General features: G+C 66.0%; 25 protein-coding genes. 17 read left to right on the top strand and 8 right to left on the bottom strand.

Going from position 1 to position 24501, the window contains the following annotated elements; translation table 11 throughout:
- Positions 1-191 precede the first annotated feature (191 nt).
- From DNK89_RS12355 to mdtD, 7 genes are all read left to right on the top strand, one after another.
- Complete coding sequence (locus DNK89_RS12355; RefSeq protein ID WP_110960313.1) at positions 192-2162, top strand: serine/threonine-protein kinase; 1971 nt, start codon at positions 192-194, stop codon at positions 2160-2162.
- A 182-nt stretch (positions 2163-2344) separates the two neighbouring features.
- Positions 2345-2776 (top strand): 50S ribosomal protein L13, encoded by a 432-nt coding sequence (gene rplM / locus DNK89_RS12350; RefSeq protein WP_015015720.1) that lies wholly within the window; start codon positions 2345-2347, stop codon positions 2774-2776.
- An 11-nt stretch (positions 2777-2787) separates the two neighbouring features.
- Complete coding sequence (rpsI, locus tag DNK89_RS12345; protein WP_110960312.1) at positions 2788-3180, top strand: 30S ribosomal protein S9; 393 nt, start codon at positions 2788-2790, stop codon at positions 3178-3180.
- 160 nt (positions 3181-3340) lie between these two features.
- Positions 3341-4051, top strand: a complete 711-nt coding sequence (locus DNK89_RS12340; protein WP_110960311.1) for a DUF6776 family protein — start codon at positions 3341-3343, stop codon at positions 4049-4051.
- A gap of 154 nt (positions 4052-4205) precedes the next feature.
- Complete coding sequence (locus tag DNK89_RS12335; protein ID WP_060986949.1) at positions 4206-4604, top strand: polymer-forming cytoskeletal protein; 399 nt, start codon at positions 4206-4208, stop codon at positions 4602-4604.
- Positions 4605-4664: 60 nt separating this feature from the next.
- Positions 4665-5030, top strand: coding sequence for an iron-sulfur cluster insertion protein ErpA (erpA, locus tag DNK89_RS12330; RefSeq protein WP_008907234.1), 366 nt, complete (start codon positions 4665-4667; stop codon positions 5028-5030).
- A gap of 109 nt (positions 5031-5139) precedes the next feature.
- The gene (gene mdtD / locus DNK89_RS12325) at positions 5140-6561 is read left to right on the top strand and encodes a multidrug transporter subunit MdtD (RefSeq protein WP_015015716.1); all 1422 of its coding nucleotides are present in this window, start codon (positions 5140-5142) and stop codon (positions 6559-6561) included.
- 33 nt (positions 6562-6594) lie between these two features.
- Here mdtD and DNK89_RS12320 read toward each other — a convergent pair whose 3' ends face one another.
- On the bottom strand, positions 6595-7704 hold the full coding sequence (locus DNK89_RS12320) for an anhydro-N-acetylmuramic acid kinase (protein WP_110960310.1): 1110 nt from the start codon (positions 7702-7704) through the stop codon (positions 6595-6597).
- A 37-nt stretch (positions 7705-7741) separates the two neighbouring features.
- The gene (locus tag DNK89_RS12315; protein ID WP_015015714.1) at positions 7742-9112 is read right to left on the bottom strand and encodes a M23 family metallopeptidase; all 1371 of its coding nucleotides are present in this window, start codon (positions 9110-9112) and stop codon (positions 7742-7744) included.
- A gap of 204 nt (positions 9113-9316) precedes the next feature.
- Here DNK89_RS12315 and tyrS point away from each other — a divergent pair, with 204 nt between their 5' ends.
- The gene (gene tyrS / locus DNK89_RS12310) at positions 9317-10549 is read left to right on the top strand and encodes a tyrosine--tRNA ligase (protein WP_110960309.1); all 1233 of its coding nucleotides are present in this window, start codon (positions 9317-9319) and stop codon (positions 10547-10549) included.
- A 91-nt stretch (positions 10550-10640) separates the two neighbouring features.
- Here tyrS and DNK89_RS12305 read toward each other — a convergent pair whose 3' ends face one another.
- The gene (locus DNK89_RS12305) at positions 10641-11642 is read right to left on the bottom strand and encodes a LysR substrate-binding domain-containing protein (RefSeq protein ID WP_110960308.1); all 1002 of its coding nucleotides are present in this window, start codon (positions 11640-11642) and stop codon (positions 10641-10643) included.
- A 134-nt stretch (positions 11643-11776) separates the two neighbouring features.
- On the opposite strand from DNK89_RS12305, the gene DNK89_RS12300 reads away from it, so the two are divergent.
- Both DNK89_RS12300 and DNK89_RS12295 read left to right on the top strand, forming a co-directional pair.
- The gene (locus DNK89_RS12300; protein ID WP_110960307.1) at positions 11777-12316 is read left to right on the top strand and encodes a DUF2917 domain-containing protein; all 540 of its coding nucleotides are present in this window, start codon (positions 11777-11779) and stop codon (positions 12314-12316) included.
- 105 nt (positions 12317-12421) lie between these two features.
- Complete coding sequence (locus DNK89_RS12295; protein ID WP_060985389.1) at positions 12422-12799, top strand: DUF2917 domain-containing protein; 378 nt, start codon at positions 12422-12424, stop codon at positions 12797-12799.
- Positions 12800-12885: 86 nt separating this feature from the next.
- Here DNK89_RS12295 and DNK89_RS12290 read toward each other — a convergent pair whose 3' ends face one another.
- Complete coding sequence (locus tag DNK89_RS12290; protein ID WP_110960306.1) at positions 12886-13512, bottom strand: TetR/AcrR family transcriptional regulator; 627 nt, start codon at positions 13510-13512, stop codon at positions 12886-12888.
- A gap of 159 nt (positions 13513-13671) precedes the next feature.
- Between DNK89_RS12290 and fabF the strand changes: the two genes are divergently transcribed.
- On the top strand, positions 13672-14937 hold the full coding sequence (gene fabF, locus DNK89_RS12285; protein ID WP_110960305.1) for a beta-ketoacyl-ACP synthase II: 1266 nt from the start codon (positions 13672-13674) through the stop codon (positions 14935-14937).
- A gap of 149 nt (positions 14938-15086) precedes the next feature.
- Here the strand turns inward: fabF and DNK89_RS12280 are convergent, their stop codons facing one another.
- Positions 15087-15485 carry a BLUF domain-containing protein gene (locus DNK89_RS12280; RefSeq protein WP_015015707.1) on the bottom strand — a complete coding sequence of 133 codons (399 nt, stop codon included), beginning with the start codon at positions 15483-15485 and terminating at the stop codon, positions 15087-15089.
- Positions 15486-15623: 138 nt separating this feature from the next.
- On the opposite strand from DNK89_RS12280, the gene DNK89_RS12275 reads away from it, so the two are divergent.
- From DNK89_RS12275 to DNK89_RS12265, 3 genes are all read left to right on the top strand, one after another.
- Positions 15624-16379 carry a Crp/Fnr family transcriptional regulator gene (locus DNK89_RS12275; RefSeq protein ID WP_110960304.1) on the top strand — a complete coding sequence of 252 codons (756 nt, stop codon included), beginning with the start codon at positions 15624-15626 and terminating at the stop codon, positions 16377-16379.
- Positions 16380-16544: 165 nt separating this feature from the next.
- Positions 16545-17975, top strand: a complete 1431-nt coding sequence (glmU, locus tag DNK89_RS12270) for a bifunctional UDP-N-acetylglucosamine diphosphorylase/glucosamine-1-phosphate N-acetyltransferase GlmU (RefSeq protein ID WP_110960402.1) — start codon at positions 16545-16547, stop codon at positions 17973-17975.
- Positions 17972-18781, top strand: coding sequence for an ATP-binding protein (locus tag DNK89_RS12265; protein WP_110960303.1), 810 nt, complete (start codon positions 17972-17974; stop codon positions 18779-18781). The genes glmU and DNK89_RS12265 overlap by 4 nt, the downstream gene beginning before the upstream one ends.
- Positions 18782-18802: 21 nt before the next feature.
- On the opposite strand, the gene DNK89_RS12260 is transcribed toward DNK89_RS12265, so the two are convergent.
- Positions 18803-19855, bottom strand: a complete 1053-nt coding sequence (locus DNK89_RS12260; protein ID WP_110960302.1) for a diguanylate cyclase — start codon at positions 19853-19855, stop codon at positions 18803-18805.
- A 269-nt stretch (positions 19856-20124) separates the two neighbouring features.
- Positions 20125-20613, bottom strand: a complete 489-nt coding sequence (locus DNK89_RS12255) for an Lrp/AsnC family transcriptional regulator (RefSeq protein WP_110960301.1) — start codon at positions 20611-20613, stop codon at positions 20125-20127.
- Between the two features lie 144 nt (positions 20614-20757).
- On the opposite strand from DNK89_RS12255, the gene glmS reads away from it, so the two are divergent.
- On the top strand, positions 20758-22689 hold the full coding sequence (glmS, locus tag DNK89_RS12250) for a glutamine--fructose-6-phosphate transaminase (isomerizing) (protein WP_110960300.1): 1932 nt from the start codon (positions 20758-20760) through the stop codon (positions 22687-22689).
- A 71-nt stretch (positions 22690-22760) separates the two neighbouring features.
- Positions 22761-22934 (top strand): hypothetical protein, encoded by a 174-nt coding sequence (locus DNK89_RS24395; RefSeq protein ID WP_161958936.1) that lies wholly within the window; start codon positions 22761-22763, stop codon positions 22932-22934.
- 65 nt (positions 22935-22999) lie between these two features.
- Here DNK89_RS24395 and DNK89_RS12245 read toward each other — a convergent pair whose 3' ends face one another.
- A complete protein-coding gene (locus DNK89_RS12245; RefSeq protein WP_110960299.1) occupies positions 23000-23581 on the bottom strand; it encodes an NADPH-dependent FMN reductase in 582 nt (193 codons plus the stop codon).
- Positions 23582-23615: 34 nt separating this feature from the next.
- On the opposite strand from DNK89_RS12245, the gene DNK89_RS12240 reads away from it, so the two are divergent.
- Entirely contained in the window at positions 23616-24335 is a 720-nt protein-coding gene (locus tag DNK89_RS12240) for a GntR family transcriptional regulator (protein ID WP_110960298.1), read from the top strand.
- Positions 24336-24501 lie beyond the last annotated feature (166 nt).

Raw genomic sequence — 24501 nt, 5'->3', positions numbered from 1 at the left:
ATCGGGGGCCTTGTGGTGGCGGGGGACGTGATGTTTTTGGCAGACAGGCCGTCCTCTGTTAGCCATTTGTTGCCAAATCCGGTGCGGCCATGCCTCATGATCGCGCCTGCGGTGGGGTCCGCTTTCCGCCGTTGTGCTTGTTGTTCCATTGATTTGCCTGTGAAATTGCCAGCCCGCCCCGTCTTCCGACCATGACCGAAAGCTCCAGCACAGCCCCCGCCAGCGGTGTCAGCCATATCGATGCGCTGCCCCCTGGCACACGCCTGGCGGAGTTCGAGATCCTGGGTTTGCTGGGGGTGGGCGGTTTTGGCATGGTCTACAAGGCGTTTGACCATTCCCTGCACCGGGCGGTGGCCATCAAGGAATACATGCCCTCGGCGCTGGCCGGTCGCTCGCAGGGGCAATCGCTCTGGGTGCGGTCTTCGTCCGATCAGCAAACCTTCCAGGCAGGCCTGGTGTCTTTTGTGGGCGAGGCGCGGCTGCTGGCGCAGTTTGACCACCCGTCGCTGGTCAAGGTGTTCCGCTTCTGGGAGGCCAACAACACAGCCTATATGGTCATGCCGCTGTATTCGGGCATGACGTTCAAGCAGGCCCGTGCCCAGATGCGCACGCCCCCGCCCGAGGCCTGGCTGCGCAAGCTGCTGTGGTCGGTGCTGGATGCGCTGCGTGTGCTGCACGACGGCAACACGCTGCACCGCGACATCTCGCCAGACAACATCTTCCTGCAGGACAACGGCCCGCCGGTATTGCTGGACCTGGGCGCCGCCCGGCACGCCATCAATGACCAGGACCGCAAGCACACGGCCGTGCTCAAGGTGAATTACGCGCCCATCGAGCAGTATTCCGATGGCGACGAGGAACTGCGCCAAGGGCCTTGGAGCGATCTGTACTCTCTGGCGGCGGTCATGCACGGCTGTCTGGCCAACGACACGCCCCTGCCTGCCACGCTGCGCTCCATCCGCGACCGCATGGTGTCGTTCTCCCGCATCGCCAAGACCGTCAAGCGGCAGTTTGGCGTGGAGTATTCGGCGCCGTTTGTTGCTGCGATATCGCAGTCCCTGGCCCTGCGGCCCGAGGACCGGCCGCAGAGCATCGATGCCTTTCTCCAGACCATGGAGATGACCTCGGCGCCGGACGATGTGCAGCACTTCGACTTTCGGGCGGAACTGGGCGACATCTGGGTAGAGCCCGCCGACCAGCCCGGTCCGGGGCTGCCCACGCCCACCGTGGATGTGACCTCTGCCCCCAGCATCGTGGCCGATATCCAGGCGCAGGCCCAGCGTGCGGAAGCGGCCGCAGCGGCTCCTTCCCCCGAGCAGGCGGGCCGCCCCGGCGATGACTTTGGCGCGGACACGGTCATGCTGGCCGGTCCTGACACGGTGGCGGCCGATGCCGGCGACACGGTGTTCATCGACGCTGGCGACTCCGTGGTCGCTGAGGACGATTCCCGCTTTGAGGACCTGCCGCACCACCGCTCGCCGGGCGCTAGCGGTTCGCGTGCGGCGGACCGGCGGTCCGCGCCCTTGGAGCGGGATCTGGTGCGTGGCCACGGCAAGCCCGCTCCCTCGTCACGGCGCTCGCCTTTGGTGGCGGGCATTGTGGTGGCAGCGCTGGTGGCTGTGGTTGCTGGAGGCGCTTGGCGCTGGAGCCAAAGCAGCAAACCGCCGCGCGATGACATCATCACCGAGATGGCCGAGCCGCCAGCGGCAGGGGCTTCGTCAGCGGCCGCGCTGGTGGACGTCAGTGCGCCTGGGACGGCTGGCGCAGACGCAGCGGCCGTGGCCTCGGAAGGTGCTGGCACGCCGGCCGACACGGCTTCTGCCGCAGCCGCTGTTCCCGCCTTTGTGGTCGCCTCGGCGCCCAAGCCCTCCCCCCGTGCCACCAAGCGTGTGACTGCCGAGCCGGCCCCCACCCCCATCGTGGTGCACGAAGAGCCTGTGCCTGCGCCGCCCCCTGTGGTGGCTGAACCCAAGCCCCGTCCTGCGCCGCCACCCCGCCTGCCTTCGCCGCAGGAGGTGTGCGCTGACGCCAATTTCCTGGCCCGCCCCATGTGTATCCACCAGGAGTGCCAGAAGCCGTCCCAGGCCAATCAAGCCATTTGCGTGGAGAACCGCCGCCGGTACGAAGCCGACGAGCAGCGCCGCCGCCAGACGCCCAACTGACCGCTTTGGGGCCAGGACTGCGGTCCACTTGCGCGGCGACCGGGCTCTTTCGTATAATGGAAGGCTTCGCAGCGCTTTTGTGGTCCCGCGGCGAAGACTGTTTGCCACCTAAGAGGCTTCCTTCAGAGAAGCACCGACCGTGGAAAAGGACCCGCCAAACCCCTCTTTTCAAGAGAAAACTCATGACAACTACTTTCAGCGCAAAGCCCGCTGAGGTCGTGCACGAGTGGTTTGTGATTGACGCGACCAACAAGGTCCTCGGACGAGTAGCCAGCGAAGTTGCTCTCCGTTTGCGCGGCAAACACAAGGCCATTTACACGCCTCACGTCGATACCGGTGACTTCATCGTCGTTATCAACGCAGCCCAACTCAAGGTCACCGGCACCAAGTCCCTGGACAAGGTGTACTACCGTCACTCGGGTTACCCCGGCGGTATCACGGCCACGAACTTCCGCGACATGCAAGCCAAGCACCCCGGCCGCGCGCTGGAGAAGGCTGTCAAGGGCATGCTGCCCAAGGGTCCCCTTGGCTACGCGATGATCAAGAAACTCAAGGTGTACGGTGGTGCTGAGCATCCACACACCGCCCAGCAGCCCAAAGTGCTGGAAATCTAAGGAGCCTTGAGATGATTGGTGAATGGAACAATGGCACCGGCCGTCGCAAGTCCAGCGTCGCCCGCGTGTTTCTGAAAAAAGGCTCCGGCAAGATCACTGTGAATGGCAAAGACATTCAGCAGTATTTCGGCCGCGAAACCTCGATCATGATTGCCAAGCAACCGCTGGCGTTGACCAACCATGTCGAAACCTTCGACATCCAGATCAACGTGCACGGCGGCGGTGAATCCGGCCAGGCTGGCGCTGCCCGCCATGGCATCACCCGCGCCCTGATCGATTACGACGCATCCCTCAAGTCCGTCCTGAGCCAAGCCGGCTTCGTGACCCGTGATGCACGTGAAGTCGAACGTAAGAAGGTCGGTCTGCACTCCGCACGCCGCGCCAAGCAGTTCTCCAAGCGTTAAGCCTTGGGTCCTGCCGGATGCTGCCCTTGGCAGCGTCCACTGCAAAGTGCTCCCTGCGAGTGCTTTACAGAGAAAAACCGCCTTCGGGCGGTTTTTTCGTTTATGGTGCGCTCTTTTCTTTTTTTGGGGGAGCGCCTTCCCGGGCCTGCCCGTCGAGCCCATGCGCTTTCGCCTGCTTCGCCGTCGGTTGACCATCAGCGCCCCCCGGGTGGCCATCCGCAGCGCCTTGCCCTGGCCCTTTCGCTGGCTGGCCCTGGCCGTGGTCATGGGTTTTTGTGCCGCCGTGGCGTTGTGGGCCTTCGAGTTCGGCAAGTCCATTGCCGGAATCGATACCGTGTCGCGCGATGAAGTGGTTCAGATGAGGGCAGAGATCAGCCGCCTTCGCGAAGAGGGCCAGGAGCGCCAGACGGTGGCGTTGACTGCCGAGAGCCTGCTGGCCACCGAGCGAGCCGCCAAGGAAAGCCTGATGGCACAGGTGCGCCAGCTTGAAGCCGACAACCGCACGCTGCGCGAGGATCTGGGCTTCTTCGAAAAGCTAATCCCCGCCGCCAAGACCGATGGGCTGGCCATTCGCGCGCTCCAGGCCGAGGTGCTGGGCGGGATGCAGCTGCGCTGGCAGGTGCTGGTCATCCAGGCGGCCCGCAATGCACCCGAGTTCAATGGGCGCCTGGAACTGGTGCTGGCGGGCACGCTGGACGGCAAACCGTGGACACAGACCCAGCCCCCCCAGGGCCAGCCGCTGCAGGTCAAGCAGTACCGCCGCATCGAGGGGGTGCTCGATCTGCCCCCCCAGGCCGTGGTAAAAACCGTGACCGCGCGCGTGCTGGAGGGCGCCACCGTACGCACCAGCCAGACCATGGCCATCGAATAGTGCGGGCGGACGGTGGATGCGCTGATCTGGTTTCGATGCCCTCGCCCAGGCAACCCACGCAGCAGCCGCTGCCCACAACCTGCCGATTGTCTGGCACGTTTTCCCTTCGCAAGCGGGCTTTTGTACCGCCTGCTCCTTCAGGAGTCTTCCGACCATGTTCTCGCGCAAGAAGCAGCCACCCATCAAAAGCCTGGTGGCACAGGGCACCAAGATCGAAGGCAATGTGCATTTTGCCGAGGGCATGCGCATTGATGGCGATGTGGTCGGCGATATCCGGGCGGCCGCGGACCAGCCCAGCATCCTGGTGATCTCCGAAACCGCGCGGGTCGAGGGCGCGGTGCATGCCGACCACGTGATCATCAACGGCCAGGTGCTGGGCCCCGTGCATGCGGGCGAACTGCTGGAGCTGCAGCCCAAGGCGCAGATCACCGGCAATGTGCATTACAAGGCGCTGGAGATGCACCAAGGGGCCGTGATCGCGGGGCAGTTGATTCCCACGGCGGTGCTGGTGGAAGAAAAGCCCCCACTGAAGTTAGCGTCAAACAGCCAGTGATCTGAATTCCCGAGAGGTTTGCAGTAGTATTCCGTACAAACCCTGAACCCGGAGTACCCCATGAGCGCAGTTGCCGAAAACATCCAGACCGAAATGCCCGCCCCTATTCTGTTCACCGACAGCGCAGCGGCCAAGGTGGCGGACCTGATTGCCGAAGAAGGCAACCCCGACCTGAAGCTGCGGGTGTTTGTGCAAGGCGGCGGCTGCTCCGGCTTTCAGTACGGTTTCACTTTTGATGAGATCACCAACGAAGACGACACCACCATGACCAAGAACGGTGTGTCGCTGCTCATCGACGCCATGAGCTACCAGTACCTGGTGGGCGCCGAGATCGACTACAAGGAAGACCTGCAAGGCGCGCAGTTCGTGATCAAGAACCCCAACGCCACGACCACCTGCGGCTGCGGCTCCAGCTTCTCTGCCTGAGGATCGTTGTGCCAGGCAAAGACCTGCACCTCCGCCGCTGACTGAATGAACCGCCTTCGGGCGGTTTTTTCATGGGGTCGTTTGTTTCGTTTGGAAAGCTCTGCAACCCATGCATCAGGAACCCTCCCAGAAAGTGCTGCTGTGGCTGGTGGCCGTCGGCTTTTTCATGCAGACGCTGGATGCCACCATCGTCAACACCGCGCTGCCCGCCATGGCGCAGAGCCTGGGCGAGAGCCCGCTGCGCATGCAGTCGGTGGTCGTTGCGTACTCGCTGGCCATGGCGATGCTGATCCCGGCGTCCGGCTGGGTGGCCGACCGGTTTGGTGCGCGCCGGGTGTACTTTCTGGCCATCGTGTTTTTTGTGGCGGGCTCGGTGTTTTGTGCGCTGTCGCACAGCCTGACTCAGTTGGTGGCCGCCCGGGTGCTCCAGGGGCTGGGGGGCGCGCTGCTGCTACCGGTGGGGCGCTTGGTGGTGTTGCGCACCTTCCCGCGCGAGAAGTTCTTGCAGGCCATGAGTTTTGTGGCGATCCCCGGGCTGATCGGTCCGCTGATCGGACCGACCCTGGGCGGCTGGCTGGTCGAGGTGGCTTCCTGGCACTGGATCTTTCTGATCAACGTGCCGGTGGGGCTGGTGGGCTGTGCCGCCACCATGCGCTACATGCCCGGGGTGGCTGCGCCGACGGTGGCACGGTTTGACCTGGCGGGCTATCTGATGCTCGCCTTTGGCATGGTGGCGCTGTCGCTGGCGCTGGATGGCTTGGCCAGCTTAGGGTTGCGGCAGGCGAGTGTGCTGGTGCTCATGATCTTCGGGCTGGCCAGCCTGGTGGCCTACTGGCTGCACGCGGCGCGGCGGCCTGACCCGCTATTTTCGCCCCGGCTGTTCTCGGTGGACACCTTGCGTATCGGGCTGCTGGGCAATCTGTTTGCGCGGCTGGGCAGCTCGTGCATGCCGTTCCTGATTCCGTTGCTGCTGCAGGTCACCATGGGCTATTCGCCGCTGCAGGCGGGCATGATGATGCTGCCCGTGGCGGTGGCGGGCATGTCCATGAAGCGGTTCACCACCACGCTGATCACCCGCTTTGGCTACCGCCAGGTGCTGGTGGGCAACACGCTGCTGGTGGGGGTGACCATGGCCAGTTTCGGGCTGGCGGCGCCCTCGCAACCGCTGTGGGTGCATGTGGTGCAGCTGGCGGTGTTTGGGGCGGTGAACTCGCTGCAGTTCACGGCCATGAACACCGTGACCCTGAAGGACCTGGGGCACGACATGGCCAGCAGCGGCAACAGCCTGCTGTCGATGGTGCAGATGGTGGCCATGGGCATGGGGGTGGCTGCGGCAGGGGCCGTGTTGGCGGCATTCACCGATTTCTTCCAGCCTTCGGGAACAGCGCAGACACTGCAAGCCTTTCAGGCCACGTTTGCCTGCATGGGGCTGATCACGGTGGCTTCAGCGGGCATCTTCTGGCAACTGTCGCCGCAAGACCGGTCCGGCACCCAGGCGGGGGCCTCGGTCGATGCCGGGGACCACGGCTGATCGCCGCGCCTTGGGCTGTGTAGACGGGGTGTCTCAGGCCGGGTACACCGCGCCCAGCACGCGAGGGCCCGCGGCGCCCGTCACGCTGGGGAGGTTGCCCGGTGCTCCGTTCAGCGCCTGGCGCGCCAGCCAGGCAAACGCGGCGGCCTCCACCTGCAGGGCGGGCAGGCCCAGCGCATCGGTGGCCACCACCCGCAGGGACGGGCAGGCGGCCTGCAGCCGCTGCATGAGCTGGCCGTTGAGCGCACCACCACCGCATACAGCCAGGGTTTTGCTATTTTTTAGATAGCTATTGGCGCATATTGCACTAGCGCTTGCGGTGAATTCGGTCAATGTCGCCTGCACATCGGCCGCAGTGGCCTGCGCAAAGGGCTGCAGGTGTGCGGCCAGCCAGGCGGGGTTGAACAGATCGCGTCCTGTGCTCTTGGGGGGCGCCTTGTGCAAATAGGGCTCCTGCAGCAACGCGGCCAGCAGGCCCGGCAGCACCTGTCCGGTGGCGGCCCAGGCACCGTCCTTGTCAAACGGCTGGCCCGTGTGCTGCTGGCACCAGTGGTCCATCAGGGCGTTGCCCGGGCCGCAGTCGAAGCCCAGCACACTGCCATCTGCCCCCAGCACGCTGAGGTTGGAGATGCCGCCAATGTTCAGCACCAGCACCGTCTCGTCCGGCCGGCCGAACACGCCCTGGTGGAAGGCGGGCACCAGCGGCGCACCTTGGCCGCCTGCGGCCACGTCGCGGCTGCGCAGGTCGGCCACTACGGTGATGCCTGTCAGCTCGGCCAGCAGGGCGGGGCTGCCCAGCTGCAGGGTGTAGCCTGTGCCGTCAAATTCCTGGGGGCGGTGTCGCACCGTCTGCCCGTGGGCGCCCATCGCTCGGATGGCGCTTGCCGGGTGGCCGCTGCGCTGCAGCAGGGTATGCACCACCTCGGCGTAGGCCCGGGAAAGCGCATTGCCTGCGAGCGCTGCGCGGTGCAGTTCGTTGTCGCCGGGGGTGTTGAGGGCCAGCAGCTCGGCGCGCAGTGCGGGGGCAAAGGCGGCGCTGGCGTGGTGCGTGACCCGCGGGCGCGGGCCTGAGAAATCGGCCAGCACCCCATCGATCCCGTCGAGCGAGGTGCCCGACATCAGGCCGATGTACAGATCGGACATGGCCTGCCGGGTGGGGTGCGTCGTTGGTAAGCCGGGATCAGTCTGCGCTGGCCTGCTCGATGAGCGCGGCAGCGTTCAGCTGAACACGCATGTTGGCAGCGAGGCGGTCAAACGCAGGGCGCGCGGCGGCAGACACCGGTGCGGCGGCTTCGCTCTGGGCAACGATGGTCATCGGGTCCTGGTGCACGCCATTGACGCGGAACTCGAAGTGCAGGTGCGGGCCGGTGGCCCAGCCGGTGGCGCCCACGGCGCCCAGCGTCTGGCCTTGTTCGACCGACTGGCCCTGGCGCACGTCGATGCGGCTCAGGTGGGCATACACGGTGACGTGCTGGTTGCGGTGCTTGACGAACACCACGTTGCCGTAGCCGTTCTGCACACCCGCAAACTCCACCACGCCATCACCCACGGTGCGCACGGCGGTGCCTGTGGGGGCTGCAAAGTCGGTGCCCAGGTGGGCGCGCCAGGTTTGCAGGATGGGGTGCAGGCGCATCTTGAAGCCGCTGGTCACGCGCGAGAACTCGACGGGCGAGGTCAGGTACGCGCGGCGCATGCTTTCGCCGTCCAGCGTGTAGTAGGCGCCCTTGGCGGCGTTGGGCTCCTGGAACCAGATGGCCTGGTGGGTCTTGCCGTTGTTGACGAACTCGGCGCTCAGCACGCGGCCGCTGGACAGGGGCTCGCCGTCGGCTTCCAGGGTTTCGTACACCACCGAGAAGCGGTCGCCCTTGCGCAGCGAGCGGCGGAAGTCGATGTTGCCCGAGAACAGTTCGGCCACCTGCACGGCCACGGCGTCGGGGATGTTCGACGCGTCGGTGGCGGCAAACAGCGAGCTGTGGATGATGCCGCCCGCCAGACGGCTGTTGGTCGTCATCTTGGCGGTTTCGATGCGGGTCGCAAACTTGTTGTCGCCCGTGCGTTCGACGATCAGGCGGCGGAAGTTGCCGCTGTCGTCCGGCACCCAGCGCACCGTCAGGCGAATCAGGCGGTGGTCGTCGGTGGTTTCGGCCGACACGATGCGGCCGGTGCGGCCCAGCACGTTCTGGCGCACCGGCGTGTCGCTGCGCATGAAGGCGGCGGCGGCTGGGTCGGCCACGCCCATGCGCTGCAGCAGCGATTCAGGGGTGTCACTGCTGCGCACCTGTTCGGAGCGGAACAGCGAAAAGCTGGGAGCGTCGAGCTGGCCCAGTACCATGTTCTCAGCCAGCGATTCGACCGGGTAGTTCACCATGCGCACCGGCAGCTCGGCCGGATCGGGTGCAAAGGAGGCCACGGCGAATGCGCCGCCGCCACCCGTCAGCAGGATGGCTGCGACGGCGGCGGTGATGCGTTTGGGATGTTGCTGGATTGTGCGGGACAGCCGGTCAAGCAAAGCGATGCTGGCGGTGCGGACCGTAGTGAGGCCGTGAATCAAAGGTCTATCCCCAGGGTGATTGCGGATCCGTGGCACACCCCCGGTGCGTATGCGGGGCGGGGCCAGGAGCACAGACTGTCAGGCTGCAGCCATTCGACAGGTTGATGAAAAACAGGTCGAAACGGCGGTCCCACTAGAATCCGCCTCTGCAATGTGGGCTGAAGTATAGCGGTGCATGCTGTCTAGACATCCCAAAAAACCCTTATGAATCAATCTGCTGTTACAACAACCCCGGTCTCTGATGGTGTAAGACAAGCCCTCGAAATCTCGCTGCGCGGTGTGCAAGAGCTGCTGCCACAGGACGAATGGGTCAAGAAGCTGACGCGCTCGGAGGCCACCGGCCAGCCGCTGCGCATCAAGCTGGGCCTGGACCCCACGGCCCCCGACATCCACATCGGCCACACGGTGGTGCTGAACAAGATGCGGCAATTGCAAGATCTGGGCCACCAGGTCATCTTCCTGATCGGCGACTTCACCAGCCTGATCGGCGACCCCTCGGGCCGCAACAGCACGCGCCCTCCGCTCACGCCCGAGCAGATCAAGGTGAATGCCGAGACTTACTACAAGCAGGCCAGCATGGTGCTGGACCCGGCCAAGACCGAGATTCGCTACAACAGCGAGTGGAGCGAGCCCCTGGGCGCGAGCGGCATGATCCAGCTGGCCTCCCGCTACACCGTGGCACGGATGATGGAGCGCGACGACTTCCACAAGCGCTTCACCACCGGCCAGTCCATTGCGGTGCATGAGTTCTTGTACCCGCTGATGCAGGGCTACGACTCGGTGGCTTTGAAGAGCGACCTGGAGCTGGGCGGCACGGACCAGAAGTTCAACCTGCTCATGGGCCGCCACCTGCAGCAGGAATACGGCCAGGAGCCGCAGTGTGTGCTCACCATGCCGCTGCTGGTGGGCCTGGACGGCGTGGACAAGATGTCCAAGTCCAAGAACAACTACATCGGCATCGCCGAGGACGCCAACACCATGTTCGCCAAGGTGCTGTCGATCAGCGACACCCTGATGTGGGACTGGTTCACCCTGCTGTCGTTCAAGAGCCTGGCCGAGATCGCCGCGCTCAAGGCCGAGGTGGAGGGCGGGCGCAACCCCAAGGACGCCAAGGTGATGCTGGCCAAGGAGATCACCACGCGCTTCCACAGTGCTGCCGCCGCCGACGCGGCCGAGCAGGACTTCATCAACCGCAGCAAGGGCGGCGTGCCCGATGAGATCCCTGAGGTGAGCCTGTCGGGCGCGCCGCTGGGCATTGGTGCGTTGCTCAAGCAGGCCAACTTGGCTCCCTCGACCAGCGAGGCCAACCGCCTGATCGACGGCGGTGGCGTGCGCGTGGAAGGCAGCGTGGTTAGCGACAAGGGCCTGAAGCTCGCCGCCGGCACTTACGTGGTGCAGGTGGGCAAGCGCAAGTTTGCACGGGTAACGTTGGCCTGATTTGGGGTCAAAACAGCCGCAAGCGCTAGAGGAATATGCGCTGACCGCTATCAAAATGAAAGCGCTGAGGCCGCAAGGCCCAGCGCTTTTTTCATGACCCGTCCAGGTTGTCGTTCAAATCCGGGTCGGGCACATCCCCAATCGCCTGGCGGGTGGCCTCGGCCTGCACCTGCAGCCAGGCGCAGAAGGCCTTGATCTCCGGCCGCTGCGCGCTGCGGGGCCCGACCATGAGCCAGTAGGCCAGGGGCGAGTCGATGCGGTGGCCGGGCAGCACCTCCACCAGGTCGCCCGAAGCCAGGGCATCGGCAATCAGCGGCATGCGGGCCAGCGCCAGGCCCTGGCCCGCCAGCGCGGCCTGCACGATCTGGTGGGCGTAGTTGAAGTACAGCCAGCGCTGGGGTTGCAGCTTGGTCAGGTCGCGGGTGTCGAACCAGCGGCGCCAGCTCAGGTATTCCAGGTAGTGCGTGCGGTGGGCGTCGCCCGCCTCGATCAGGGTGAACTGCGCCACATCGGCGGGGGTGCGCAGCGGCTTGCCGCTCTTGAGCAGCCAGGGGCTGGCCACAACAGCCAGTTGCTCGCCAAACAGGCGAATGCCGCCCTGGGTAGCCCCGGCGGGCATGGCGTAGCGCAGGGCCAGGTCCACGTCCGACGTGTCCAGGTCCACCTGCACGTCGCTCGCATCAATGCGGATGTCGATGCCCGGGTTGTCGCGTTGGAACTCCTCCATGCGCGGGATCAGCCACATCGATGCAAAACTGGCCCAGGTGGTGATGGCCACACTGCGTCGCCCGGCCGTCTGGCGCACCAGGCGCACGGCGGCGTCCATGCGCTCCAGCGCCGGGCCCACCGCGCGCTGCAGCTGCGCCCCCGCGCTGGTCAGCTCCACCGCGCGCGTGTGGCGCAGGAACAGGGGCACGCCCACTTCTTCTTCCAGCGCCTGGATCTGGCGGCTCACGGCCGACTGGGTAAGGGCCAGCTCGTCGGCCGCCGCGCGGAAGTTGAGGTGCTTGGCCACGGCCAGGAAGGCGCGCCAGTGCCCAGTGGCCACGGGCCGGGTGCGCAAGACGGCGGGGGAGTATTCGGCAGAGGTCATGGCGGCATTCCTGCAAAGGATGATTCATGCGTCGATGGAATGAATAGCGTACCGCGTTTTCATTGGACTGTGTACGGTGCAAAGCGCACCATTCAGGCTCCTCAACACGTTTTACTGAAGCCAAGGAGCCTGTCATGTCCGCCCGCAACGTTCTGGAATCGCAACAATCCGTCCACGCCGCCACGGCTGGCCGTCGCGCGGCCGGTTGCTGGAAACTGGCTACAGGCCAAGCCTTGTCCTTGCGGCCCAACTCCCATGGCGTGCTGCAGATCGCCCAGGGGCAGGCGTGGGTCACCTTGCGCGGCGCATTGGCGGACCTGCCGGGCGCCGCGGTAGACCATGTTCTGCAGCCGGGCGAACAGCTGACGGTTGCGCCGGGGCAGCATGTGGTGATGGAGGCGTGGAACCCCCAGGGCAGCGCGGAGGCGGTGGCTTTCCGCTGGGATGCGCTGCCAGCCTCTGCGCTGACAAGGCCCGCCAGCCAGGCCGCCCGGGACTGGGAATGTGGCGTGGTACAGCCGCTGCGCGACTTGGGACAGGCGCTGGGGCAGGGCGGCCGTGCGCTGGGCACGGCGCTGGCCGGTGTGGCCGGCGCTGGGGGTCGGTTTGCCGCTGGCCTGGCCCGGTTTGCTCTGCTTCGGATAGCAGCACCGCTACAGCGCAGAACCGTTTGAGCGGCTCATGCAGGAAAAGCATCAATCGGTGCCGTGCTTTTCATTGGACGTTGTTCTGCAACCAGCGCACCATACGGTCATATTAGGGTTAACCCGGAGAAAGCCATGACAACCTCTCACGCTTTGCATCTGTTTGCATCTTCCCGCGCCACGGGCGCTGCCGCCGGTGAGGCGGGGCAGGTGGCCGCAGGCGCCGCCGTCACCCTGGCCCCCAAGGCCGCGATGACCCTGCGCATTGCCGAAGGCCAGGCCTGGGTCACGCTGGGCCAGGGTCTTGGCGACGGCAGCGACATGTTCCTGTGCGCAGGTCAGTCGCTGCCCGTGGCGGCCGGCCAGTCGGTGGTGGTCGAACCCCTGAACGGCCGCCGCCTGCAGTACCGCTGGGTGCGCGGCGATGCCGCCGATGCTCGCCCTGCCGCCTGGTGGCGCCGTGCGTCGGTGGGCAATGGGGCGCCTGCCTGGGGCGACGCCTGCTGCGCCTGATTTGATCCCTGGGGCGCCTTGCCCCCGGTGATGTGACTCTCGAAGGGCTGCCGGTGCTTGTTGAACAAGCGCTGGCAGCCCTTTTTTTATCGGTCCGAAGGGCTGGGGGTACCGTCTTCCAGCCAGTCTGTCAGCTGCGTCTGCAGCGTCTGCATCAGCTCGTTCGACAACGCGGGCTGGGCCGCTGCGGTGGCGCGCGCCAGCACCATCCCGCCGACCATGGTGGCCAGCACATGGATGGCGCGGGCGCGGTCTTGTGGCGATGGCGCGGCGCTGCTGTCCGCATCGGCGGCGCTGTCGGCCAGCAACTGGGCAAACCGCTGGATGTTGCGCTCGATGCCCTGGGCAAACACTTCGGACACCCCCCCGCCCGCCCGCGCGGCGTCCACCGCCAGCGCGGCCACGGGGCAGCCCGAGCCCGGCGCGTCGCGGTGTTCGGGCGAGAGGTAGCGCCGGACGCGGTCGCTCACTGTCGCGTGGGGCCGCTCGCCATCCAGCACGGGGATGGACCAGTCGAACGCCTGGGTGCACGCCTCCTGCACCAGCGCCTCTTTGGAGGCGAAATGCCGGTACAGCCCGCCATGCGTGAGCCCGGCATCGCGCGTGATGTCGGCCACGCCCACACCGGTCAGCCCCCGCTCGCGGTACAGGCGGGCGGCTGCGTCCAGGATGCCCTGCCGGTTCTCTGCGGCCTGTGCTTTGGAAACCTTCATGGAAGCCTCTTATTGATTACAGTCGTACGCAAAAAATGGGTTTGCGGTTTATGATGACGATTGCAATCATAAAGGTGCAGAACCGCTGCGCCCAACTGTCTGACGAGGTGAATCCATGCAAAGAGCAAGTGGTGTGTGTAGCAACAAGGGAGTGGCCTGATGCGCCGCGTGGTGGTCACGGGCATGGGCCTGGTGTCGCCGCTGGGCTGCGGTGTAGAGCTGGCCTGGCAGCGCCTGCTGGCCGGGCGCTCCGGCCTGTCGCGCCTGCCGGACGCGGTGACCGAGGGCATCGCCGCCAAGGTCGCGGGGCGGGTGCCCGATGCAGCGCAAGACCCCGAGGGCGGCTGGGATGTGGACGCCATCGTCTCGTCCAAAGACCAGCGCAAGATGGACCGCTTCATCCCCTTTGCCCTGGGCGCGGCGCAGCAGGCGCTGGCCCAGGCGGGCTGGCCGCCGGCCGACGAGCGGGCGCGTGAGCGCACGGCCACGGTGATCGCCTCGGGCATCGGCGGCTTTGGCGCGATTGCCGAGGCCGTGCGCACCACCGACACGCGCGGGCCGCAGCGGCTGTCGCCGTTCACGGTGCCGTCGTTCCTGGTCAACCTGGCGGCGGGGCAGGTGTCGATCCGCCACGGGCTCAAGGGGCCGCTGGGCGCACCGGTCACCGCGTGCGCCGCCAGCGTGCAGGCGATTGGCGACGCCGCGCGCCTGATCCGCAGCGGCGAGGCCGATGTGGCCGTGTGCGGGGGCAGCGAGGCCGCCATCGACCGCGTGAGCCTGGGCGGTTTTGCAGCGGCCAAGGCACTGGGCACAGCGTTCAATGACACACCCGAGCAGGCCTCACGCCCGTTCGATGCACAGCGCGACGGCTTTGTGATGGGCGAGGGCGCGGGCATGCTGGTGATCGAGGCGCTGGACCACGCGCTGGCGCGCGGCGCGCAGCCGCTGGCCGAGCTGGTGGGCTACGGCACGTCGGCCGACGCGTACCACATCACCTCCGGCCCCGAAGACGGTGACGGCGCCGCGCGCAGCATGCAGGCCGCGCTGGCACAGGCGGGCCTCACGGCGCAGGACGTGCAGCACCTGAACGCCCACGCCACCTCCACCGGCGTGGGCGACCGGGGCGAGCTGGCCGCCATCCGCCGGGTGTTTGGTGCGGACGCGCCGGTGGCCATCAGCTCCACCAAGTCGGCCACCGGCCACCTGCTGGGCGCGGCCGGTGCGGTGGCCGCCATCTTCACGACGCTGGCGCTGCGCGACCAGGTGGTGCCCGGCACGCTGAACCTGCACCAGCCCGATGCGTTGGCCGAGGGGCTGGACCTGGTGGCGCTGCGGCCCCGGTCCATGGCCCTGACGCATGCCATGCTCAACGGCTTTGGGTTTGGCGGCGTCAACGCCACGCTGATCCTGCGGCGCTGGACCTAGGAATGGTTAGAGCGGCAAACAAAACTCTTCTGGCGTCGTTGCGGTGTCTTGTCGTACTGCTCGTACTGCCTGCGACACAGCGCCTAGCCAGAACCGCTTCGCTGAGTTTTGTGAGCCGCTCTTAGTTGAAAGCGGTGCGAGGCGGCGGGTCAGAGCACCAGCTCGCCCCGCACGGCCTCGAACGCGGCGAGCGCCGCGTCGCCATCCAGCAGCTCCATGCGGGCCAGTGCGTCCACGTCTTCCACGGTGCTGAACGCCAGGCTGAAGTGCTGGAATCGCCGCCCCGCCAGGGGGCCGTGGTGCAGCACTTCCACGTTGATGTGGCGGGGGTCGTTGCGGATGCGCTCGATGAGTTTGAGCACGGCTTTCTGCGGGCCCTCCAGCTGTTGGCAAAAGCGCTGTCCGTCAAAGATCAGCAGGCCCGTGATGTCCAGTTCGGCATTCACAAAGCGCGCGCGCCCCGCAATTTCGGCCACCACGCTCAGCGGTTGATCGGGGGCGATGGTGCTCACGTAGAGCACCTCGTACAGGGCGGGGGATAGATTCATAGGTGCAGCCCAATGTAGGGGGCGCAGGGTGCCCGCGCAATGTCAAAAGACATAGAGGCGACAGCGATGGCATCCTGCGTGCAGCTTTGTTGCAACGAGCTGTTTCGGCATGATTCCCGTCCCTAGAATCGCTCCTTCATGAACGCCACCTTGCCCGCCCATGTCTGTCCTCCGGCCTGCAGCAATTGCCGGCTGCGCAAGACCGGTGCATTCACCGCCGTGAAGCCGGAGGTGCTGGACTTTATCCAGGGCTTTCGCAGCGAGACCATGGCGGTGGAAGCCGGCGGTGCGCTGGTGCGCGAGAACCAGACCAACGCCAAGCTGTTCACGCTGTATTCCGGCTGGGCGTTTCGCTACAAGACGCTGAGCGATGGGCGCCGCCAGATCCTCAACTTCTTGCTGCCCGGCGATCTGGTCGGGTTGCAGCAGGAGTTTGGCGATGTATCGGCGCACGGCATCGAGGCGCTGACCGACTGCTCGCTGTGCGTGTTCCAGAACGACAGCCTGTGGGCGCTGTTCCGCGAGCATCCTCGCCTGGGCTACGACATCACCTGGCTGTCGGCGCACGAGGAGGGCCATGTAGACGACAACCTGCTCACCGCCGGCCGCCGCAACGCCACCGAGCGCGTGGCCATGCTGCTGATGCACCTGTACCGGCGGCTCGACCGCATCGGGCTGGTGGAAGATGGTTCGGTGGGTTTTCCGCTCAACCAGCAGCACATTGCCGATGCGCTCGGGCTGTCGCTGGTGCACACCAACAAGACGCTGCGGCGCCTGGCCCAGCTCGGCCTGCACGAGCTGAAAAACGGGCGGCTGCGCCTGCTCAACACGCGCGCTCTGGCGCGCATTGCCGAGTACTACGACACGCCGCCCCGGCTGATGCCGCTGCTGTAGCACCGCCGTTGCGGCAGGTTTTGGGCCAAAAAGGCCGCGAGTTCTGGTAAATCATGTGCTGGCAGCTATTATTTATGTAGCATTTTGCGCCCCGTAAGCCGCAGCCGATAATCTACGCAATGCCCGCGCGCCGGGCGCGTGCTGCGCAACCTCCCTTCCATTTTCATGACCCCAATCGACATCCTCATCATGGCGGCCGGCAAAGGCACGCGCATGAAAAGCCGCATCCCCAAAGTGCTGCAGCGCCTGGCCGGGCGCCCGCTGCTGCACCACGTGCTGGATCAGGCCGCGCACCTGCAGGCACGCAGCGCTATCGTCATCACCGGCCATGGTGCTATAGAAGTAGAAGCAGCTACCGCAAGCGCGACGAGCGCTACCAGCACTTTTGACTTGAAATTCGTGCGGCAGGAACCCCAGCTGGGCACCGGCCATGCCGTGCAGCAGGCCGTACCCCACCTGCGTGACGACGGCACGGCTGTGGTGCTGTCGGGGGATGTGCCGCTGACGCAGGCCGACACCCTGCGCGCGCTGGTGGCGGCCAGCGAAGGCGACAAGCTGGCCCTGCTGACGGTGACCCTGCCCGACCCCACGGGCTATGGCCGCATCGTGCGCAACGCCGACGGCGCCGTGCAAGGCATCGTCGAGCACAAGGACGCCACCGACGCCCAGCGCGCCATCACCGAGGTCTACAGCGGCATCATGGCCGTGCCGGCGCGGCGGCTCACGCCCTGGCTGGCAAGGCTGACCAACCACAACGCGCAGGGCGAGTACTACCTCACCGACATCGTTGCCATGGCCGTGGCCGACGGCGTGCCCGTGGTGGCCCACCGCATCACCGACGCGCTGCAGGTGGCGGGCGTCAACAGCCCGCTGCAACTGGCCGAGTTGGAGCGCGCCTACCAATTGCGCCAAGCCCGCGCGCTGATGGAGCAAGGTGTGCGCCTGGCCGACCCGGCCCGCTTTGACCTGCGCGACGACACCCGCACCGGCGTGCGCGGCGAACTGGTCTGCGGCCAGGACGTGGAGATTGACGTGAATTGCGTCTTCACCGGCCGCGTGGAACTGGGCGAGGGCGTGAGCATTGGCGCCAACTGCTGCATTGCCAACGCACGCATTGCGGCAGGCGCAGTTATCCACCCCTACACCCACATCGACGGCGAAAAGGCCGGCGCCGCCGTGGGCGAGGGCGCCTTGATCGGCCCCTTTGCCCGCCTGCGCCCCGGCGCGCAGCTGGGCCGCGAAGTGCACATCGGCAACTTTGTGGAAGTGAAGAACAGCACGCTGGCCGACGGCGCCAAGGCCAACCACCTGGCTTACCTGGGCGACGCCACTGTGGGCGAGCGTGTGAACTACGGGGCAGGCAGCATCACCGCCAACTACGACGGCGCCAACAAGCACCGCACGGTGATCGAGGCCGATGTGCACATTGGCAGCAACTGCGTGCTGGTGGCGCCCGTGACCATTGGCGCAGGCGGCACGGTGGGGGGCGGCAGCACCATCACCAAGAGCACGGCGCCCGGCGCGCTGAGCGTGGCACGCGGCAAGCAGGTGAGCATTGCCAACTGGTCCCGCCCCGCCAAACAACCCAAGCCATGAACGAGTCAGGCACCGGCATCGATCACGCACTGCAGCAACTGCGCGCCGACTTGGCCCGCAGCCAGCAGCAGGTGGCCGACATGGCGGCGGCACAGGAGGAGTTCTTGCGCGCCGTCTCGCACGACCTGCGTGCGCCGCTGCGGCATGTGACGTCGTACGGCACGCTGGTGCGCGAGGTACTGTGCGACCTGCCGCCCGAGGTGGTGCAGGGCGCCGAGGTGCAAGAGGCCCTGGGCTTCCTCGCCACCATGGACCAGTCCGCCCGCCGCATGGGGCTCATGATCGATGGGCTGCAAGCCCTGGTGCGCACCAGCCGGGCACCGCTGCGCCTGCAGCCCGTGCCGCTGGCCGATGCCGTGGCCCAAGCGCGCGCCACACTGGCCCCAGCCGAAGCGGGGCGCGCTGTGGAGTGGCGTGTGGCTGCCGACCTGCCCACGCTGCAAGCCGACCCCGCGCTACTGCAGGATCTGCTGGTGCAGCTGCTGGGCAACGCCCTCAAGTTCACGCGCTCCGTGGCGCACCCGTGTATCACGGTGTCGGCGGACGCGGCACCCGCAGGCCAGATCGCCTTCACCGTGCAGGACAACGGCGTGGGCTTTGACCCGGCGCGCGCGGGCAGCTTGTTCGGCGTGTTCCAGCGCCTGCACCGCGAGACGGAGTTCGAGGGTGTGGGCGCGGGGCTCGCACTGTGCCGCGCCATTGCGCAGCGCCACGGCGCACAGATCAGCGCGATGGCGGTGCCCGGCGCTGGTTGCACGGTGCGGGTGCAGTGGCCGGTGAACCCTGCAGCCGCCAGCGAGCCCTGACGCCAGCCGCAGTGCTGGCTGCTACACCGCTGGTACCAGCGCTGGCTCCATGCACCCCGCCACCTGATTGCGTCCGCCGTTCTTGGCGACGTACAGCGCTGCGTCGGCCGCGTCGATCCACGCACGCAGGCTGCTGTGGCGGTGGTCGGCCGGGGCCACGCCGATGCTGCTGGTGATGCGCAGTTCGGGCAGGCTGCGCAGGCGCACGCCTTCTGTCTGCTCTCGGATGCGCTGGGCAATGGCCAGAGCGTCGCGCGCATGCATGCCGGGCAGCACGATGGCGAACTCGTCCCCGCCGTAGCGCCCCGCGCAGTCACCGGCGCGCACATTGCCCCGCACCACATGCGCCAGCGCGCGGATGACCTCATCACCCACGGTGTGGCCGTAGGCGTCGTTGATCTCCTTGAAATGGTCGATGTCCAGCATCAGCATGCAGGCGGGCTCGTCGGTGGTGTGGTGGCGGCGCAGTGCGGCCTCTGCCTGTTCTTGCCAGTGGCCGCGCCCGAACAGGCCGGTCAGCGCGTCCACGCGGCGCAGTTCGTCCAGCATCTGGTTCTGGCGCGCAGACTGCCGGATGAGCTGGTAACTCACGGCGCTGACCGACAACGTGTGCAGCGACATCACCGGCAGGCAGGCCACCATCACGCGCATGGAGGTCTCGGGCGCCCAGTGCAGCCCCATGACCGCAGTGCTGGCCACACCGGCCGCCAGCATCACCCACAGGGCGCGCACCCACAGCCCCCGGATGCCGGTGGTGATCTTGTCCACCATGGTCAGGGTGAGCAGCATCACGCTGGGCAGCAGGTTGAAGTGCATCAGCGGCACCAGCGCAGCGACCAGCGCCGAGTCGATGAGCAGGTTGCGCACCTCGGCGGCGTAAGGGTCGTTCGCGCGGCGTGTGAGCAGGTAGGCCACATGCGGCCACACCAGCGTGGCCAGCAACAGGGCCGTCCAGGCCAGGGGGGATGCCTGGCGCTCCCACAGCACCGTCGCCACCACCATGCCGCCCAGCCCCATGCCCAGGATGCGCAAGGGGTAGATGCGGCGGGGCATCTGGCGGCGGGGCGTCGGCATGGAGGTCAGGGGAAGGGGAAGGGCGGTGCTGCCACGCGGGCATTCACCGGCCAGGTAGGTTGAAAGTGCGGGGGAGCTTACAACGCCCGGTCAGGCGATACCAGCGAGAAATGACCGTGGTCCATTCCCACCAGTCGCATGGATGACGTTGCTGGGTGGTGGGATGCGCTGCTGGGCCTGGCAGGGGTGGTGCTGAGGGGCGAGGTGGTGAGAGGGCACCGGTGAGGATGCAGGTGGTTTGCTAATAAATTGATAGCAACTAGCGTATATCAATCTAGCGCTACCGGCACTTTTGTCTCAAATTTGGCCCGCCGGGTCGCAAAGAACGCCTTCACATTGCGCACGTTGGCGTCGCCGGTGAACAGCCGCTGCGACAGCGCCAGGTAGCCCGGCATGTCCCGCGTGTGCACCACCAGCACAAAGTCTGGCCCGGGGGAGACGCGCCAGCACTGCTGCACGGCGGCCTCCTGCACAGCGCGGGCTTCGAAGGCGTCGAGCTGTTCGGCCCCCTGGCGGTCCAGCGACACCTCCACGATGCAAGCCAGCCCGTGGCCTTGCAGGGCAGCCAGCCGGTCGGGCTGCAGGATGGCCACCTTCCGCTCGATGAGTCCCACATCGTGCAGGCGCTTGACGCGGCGCAGGCAGGTGGGGGGCGACACGTGCACCTGTTCGGCCAGGGCCTGGTTGCTCTGCGCGGCATCGGTCTGCAACAGGTTGAGCAGCTGCAGGTCAATTGCATCGAGCGATATGGATTCCATTGGATGTCGGAAAATGAACAAAAATTTCAACATTGATTATTGGTGAAATTAAAGTTCATGTTGCTGCAAATATCAATCAATAATTTTTTGTGACGCTGCCTACCATCGCCGCATCCCATCACATTCCAACCAAAGGCAACCACCATGTGCGGCATCGTCGGCGCAGTCTCCACGCGCAATATCGTTCCCATCCTCGTGCAGGGCCTGCAGCGGCTTGAATACCGGGGCTATGACTCGTGCGGCGTGGCCGTGCATGCGTCCAGCCTGGACGCCACGCGTCCTGCCGGCCTGCAGCGCGCCCGCAGCACCGCCCGCGTGGCCGAGCTGCTGGAGCAGGTGAGCACCGAGCACATCGATGGCGCCACCGGTATTGCCCACACCCGCTGGGCCACCCACGGCGCGCCCGCCGTGCACAACGCCCACCCGCATTTCAGCCACGGCACGGGCGCGGACGCCCATGCGCAGGCCGCAGGCCGGGTGGCACTGGTGCACAACGGCATCATCGAGAACCACGAAGAACTGCGCGCCCGCTTGCAGGCACGCGGCTACGTGTTTGCAAGCCAGACCGACACCGAGGTCATCGCCCACCTGGTGGACAGCCATTACAGCGGCGACCTGTTCGACGCCGTGCGGGCCACCGTGGCCGAACTGCATGGCGCCTATGCCATCGCCGTCATGCACAAGGACGAACCCCACCGTGTGGTGGGGGCACGCGCCGGGTCTCCGTTGATCCTGGGCGTGGGCAAGGACGCCACCGGCGCCTCGTCATCGCGCGAGCACTTTCTGGCCAGCGACGCCATGGCCCTGGCGGGGGTCACCGACCAGATCGTCTATCTGGAAGAGGGCGACCTGGTGGACCTGCAGCTGGGCCGCTACTGGATCGTGGGCAAGGACGGCAATGCGCTGACCACCGAACAGCGCCCCGTGCGCACCGTGCAGGCCCACAGCGGCGCGGCCGAGCTGGGGCCGTATCGCCACTACATGCAAAAGGAAATTTTCGAGCAGCCCCGCGCGATTGCCGACACGCTGGAAGGCCTGGCCGGCATCGTGCCCGAGCTGTTTGATGGCGCAGGCCAGCATGGCGAGCCCGGCGCTGCTGCCTGGCGCGTGTTCAAGGAAATCGACAATGTGCTGATCCTGGCCTGCGGCACCAGCTACTACAGCGGCTGCACCGCCAAATACTGGCTCGAAGAAATCGCTGGCATCCCCACCCAGGTGGAAGTGGCCAGCGAATACCGCTACCGCACCAGCGTGCCCAACCCGCGCACACTGGTCGTCACCATCAGCCAGTCGGGCGAGACGGCCGATACCCTGGCCGCGCTGCGCCACGCGCAGTCCCTGGGCATGCAGCACACGCTGACCATCTGCAACGTTGCCACCAGCGCCATGGTGCGCGAATGCAAGTTGGCGTACATCACGCGCGCCGGCGTCGAGATCGGTGTGGCCAGCACCAAGGCTTTCACCACGCAGCTGGCAGGCCTGTTCTTGTTGACGCTGGCCCTGGCGCAGAGCAAGGGCCGCCTGAGTGAAGAGCAGGAGGCCGCCCACCTCAAGGCCATGCGCCACCTGCCCGTGGCCCTGCAGGCCGTGCTGGCGCTCGAACCCCAGCTCATCAGCTGGGCTGAAGACTTTGCGCGCATGGAAAACGCCCTCTTCCTGGGCCGAGGGCTGCACTACCCCATCGCGCTGGAAGGCGCGCTCAAGCTCAAGGAAATCAGCTACATCCACGCCGAGGCTTACCCGGCCGGCGAACTCAAGCACGGCCCCTTGGCCCTGGTGACCAGCGCCATGCCGGTGGTGACGGTGGCGCCCAACGATGCCCTCTTGGAGAAGCTCAAGAGCAACATGCAGGAAGTCCGCGCCCGTGCTGGCGTGCTGTACGTGCTGGCCGATGGCGACACCCACATCGAAAGCAGCGAAGGCATCCACGTGATCCGCATGCCCGAGCACTACGGCGCATTGAGCCCGCTGCTGCACGTGGTGCCACTGCAGCTGCTGGCGTACCACACGGCCTGCGCGCGGGGGACGGATGTGGACAAGCCCCGGAACCTCGCGAAATCGGTGACAGTGGAGTGAGGCGGGGGGCGTCTTTGTTCACGCCAAAAATAGTCGTAAGCAGCACATTTGAGTCGTAAACAAAAAACATTTTGTTCAACATCACCGAGGACGCCCGCGAAGGGGCCAATCGGGCGAAAGTCGAGCCTGCAAGGCTGGACGCGATGAAGCAATCTTGGTTGGCATGGAATGACAGCATGCCTGCCATCCCGGCGGACGCGGAGGTGAAGCTGGGGTACAGCACCAAAGACATGCCGCAGCGCTGAGTGCCCGCACCGCAGGGCGGCCGTCATCGCGCTCCGAAGGGAGGCGTGATGACGGAGTTTCGGAGTCAGGCCGAGCGTGCTGCGATCCAGCGGATCTCCTCAATCAACTCTTGCAAACCTGCCTGGATGATGTCCAGCGTAGGTTTGTCCACCAACTGGCCATCCTGCACGCGCGTGGCCACGCTGGCGATGGCAATGTGCTGCCGCACCAGTGGGCGCGCCAGGGTGGCCGTCAACGCGTCACGGATTTGAGACTGTGCCCGTACGCCGCCGGCAGTGCCCGGCGAGGCTGTCATGATGAGCGCCGGCTTGCCCTTGAGGGGCGATGCGAAGCCCGGGCGCGACGCCCAGTCAATGGCGTTCTTGAGCACGCCGGGTATGCCGTAGTTGTATTCTGGTGAGCAGATAACCAGTCCATCGGCGCTCTTGATCGCTTCTTTCAACCCAGCCACGGCGGCGGGCGGTTGATCCCCATCCAGATCGGCGTTGTACAAGGGAATCTCGTCGAGAGGAAATAACTCCAGCGTCGCCTCAGCCGGCAGCAGAGGCTGCAGGCTGCGCAGCACAGCCGTGCAATGCGAGGCGCGGCGGATGCTGCCCGAGATGGCCAAAAGGCGCACATGGGAGTGGGTCGAGGCGGTAGTCACTGAGGTTTTCTCCTTATTTCAATGGTCTGAGTTTATGCATAAAATTCAAAACATGTATAAAAACGACACTGCTCAGCGCACCCCACCCCTGGTGGACCAAGCCTTTGCGCAACTGCGCAGGGATGTGTTGAGCGGCACCTACAGCCCCGGTGCCAAGCTCAAGCTCGATGAGTTGCAAGCCGCTTACGGTTTTTCCAGCAGCCCTCTGCGGGAAGCCCTGAGCCGTCTGGCCCAGGAAGGGTTGATCCGCGCCGATGAGCGCCGGGGTTTTCGTGTTACCGCAATCTCTGCAGAAGATCTGATCGATATCACCCGCATGCGGGTCATGCTCGATGTACAGGCGCTGCGCGAGTCCATCGAGCATGGGGACGACGCGTGGGAAGCCCAGGTGGTGGCAGCCTTCCATCGCCTGGAAAAGGTGGAAGGTCGGCTCAGCGACGGACCGGTCGTTTTGGACCAGGGATGGACCGATGTACACACGGCCTTTCACATGGCCCTGATCTCGGCGAGTCCCTCGGAGCGCCTGCGCACCTGGAGCGCCAGCCTCTTTGACCAGGCCGAACGCTACCGGCGGTTTTCTGCACGCTACCGGAAAACCTTCAAGAACAAATCCAGCGAGCACCGCAAGCTCATGGATGCAACCCTGCGGCGCGATGCGGACACCGCCTGTGCGCTGCTGCGGGAGCACATCTTGGGCACGGAGCGCAATGTGCTGGCCGTGCTGAGCAAGGTGGAGCCTGATCGCGGTGCCTAAGAGGCTGTTCAAAATCAGCTCAAGAAAACTAAGCGGACTGGTCCCAGCGCGCACCAGACCTTTACCAGGGGCGCCTGTAGAGACCGGTTTTCCCTAGATCTTCCTCTCTCTCGTCAACGCCCCCGCTTCCGCAGCAAAAAGCCCGCAGGCCTCGTGCCAGCGGGCT

It is taken from the genome of Acidovorax sp. ST3 (assembly GCF_003231145.1).
Taxonomy (GTDB): Bacteria; Pseudomonadota; Gammaproteobacteria; order Burkholderiales; family Burkholderiaceae_C; genus Acidovorax.
This window is presented reverse-complemented; position numbering and strand designations above follow the sequence as displayed.

Bases quoted from the DNA above. Each gene is read 5' to 3' on its own strand.
- DNK89_RS12355 (WP_110960313.1), top strand. From the start codon at position 192: ATGACCGAAAGCTCCAGCACAGCCCCCGCCAGCGGTGTCAGCCATATC.
- rplM (WP_015015720.1), top strand. From the start codon at position 2,345: ATGACAACTACTTTCAGCGCAAAGCCCGCTGAGGTCGTGCACGAGTGG.
- rpsI (WP_110960312.1), top strand. From the start codon at position 2,788: ATGATTGGTGAATGGAACAATGGCACCGGCCGTCGCAAGTCCAGCGTC.
- DNK89_RS12340 (WP_110960311.1), top strand. From the start codon at position 3,341: ATGCGCTTTCGCCTGCTTCGCCGTCGGTTGACCATCAGCGCCCCCCGG.
- DNK89_RS12335 (WP_060986949.1), top strand. From the start codon at position 4,206: ATGTTCTCGCGCAAGAAGCAGCCACCCATCAAAAGCCTGGTGGCACAG.
- erpA (WP_008907234.1), top strand. From the start codon at position 4,665: ATGAGCGCAGTTGCCGAAAACATCCAGACCGAAATGCCCGCCCCTATT.
- mdtD (WP_015015716.1), top strand. From the start codon at position 5,140: ATGCATCAGGAACCCTCCCAGAAAGTGCTGCTGTGGCTGGTGGCCGTC.
- DNK89_RS12320 (WP_110960310.1), bottom strand. From the start codon at position 7,704: ATGTCCGATCTGTACATCGGCCTGATGTCGGGCACCTCGCTCGACGGG.
- tyrS (WP_110960309.1), top strand. From the start codon at position 9,317: ATGAATCAATCTGCTGTTACAACAACCCCGGTCTCTGATGGTGTAAGA.
- DNK89_RS12305 (WP_110960308.1), bottom strand. From the start codon at position 11,642: ATGACCTCTGCCGAATACTCCCCCGCCGTCTTGCGCACCCGGCCCGTG.
- DNK89_RS12300 (WP_110960307.1), top strand. From the start codon at position 11,777: ATGTCCGCCCGCAACGTTCTGGAATCGCAACAATCCGTCCACGCCGCC.
- DNK89_RS12295 (WP_060985389.1), top strand. From the start codon at position 12,422: ATGACAACCTCTCACGCTTTGCATCTGTTTGCATCTTCCCGCGCCACG.
- DNK89_RS12290 (WP_110960306.1), bottom strand. From the start codon at position 13,512: ATGAAGGTTTCCAAAGCACAGGCCGCAGAGAACCGGCAGGGCATCCTG.
- fabF (WP_110960305.1), top strand. From the start codon at position 13,672: ATGCGCCGCGTGGTGGTCACGGGCATGGGCCTGGTGTCGCCGCTGGGC.
- DNK89_RS12280 (WP_015015707.1), bottom strand. From the start codon at position 15,485: ATGAATCTATCCCCCGCCCTGTACGAGGTGCTCTACGTGAGCACCATC.
- DNK89_RS12275 (WP_110960304.1), top strand. From the start codon at position 15,624: ATGAACGCCACCTTGCCCGCCCATGTCTGTCCTCCGGCCTGCAGCAAT.
- glmU (WP_110960402.1), top strand. From the start codon at position 16,545: ATGACCCCAATCGACATCCTCATCATGGCGGCCGGCAAAGGCACGCGC.
- DNK89_RS12265 (WP_110960303.1), top strand. From the start codon at position 17,972: ATGAACGAGTCAGGCACCGGCATCGATCACGCACTGCAGCAACTGCGC.
- DNK89_RS12260 (WP_110960302.1), bottom strand. From the start codon at position 19,855: ATGCCGACGCCCCGCCGCCAGATGCCCCGCCGCATCTACCCCTTGCGC.
- DNK89_RS12255 (WP_110960301.1), bottom strand. From the start codon at position 20,613: ATGGAATCCATATCGCTCGATGCAATTGACCTGCAGCTGCTCAACCTG.
- glmS (WP_110960300.1), top strand. From the start codon at position 20,758: ATGTGCGGCATCGTCGGCGCAGTCTCCACGCGCAATATCGTTCCCATC.
- DNK89_RS12240 (WP_110960298.1), top strand. From the start codon at position 23,616: ATGCATAAAATTCAAAACATGTATAAAAACGACACTGCTCAGCGCACC.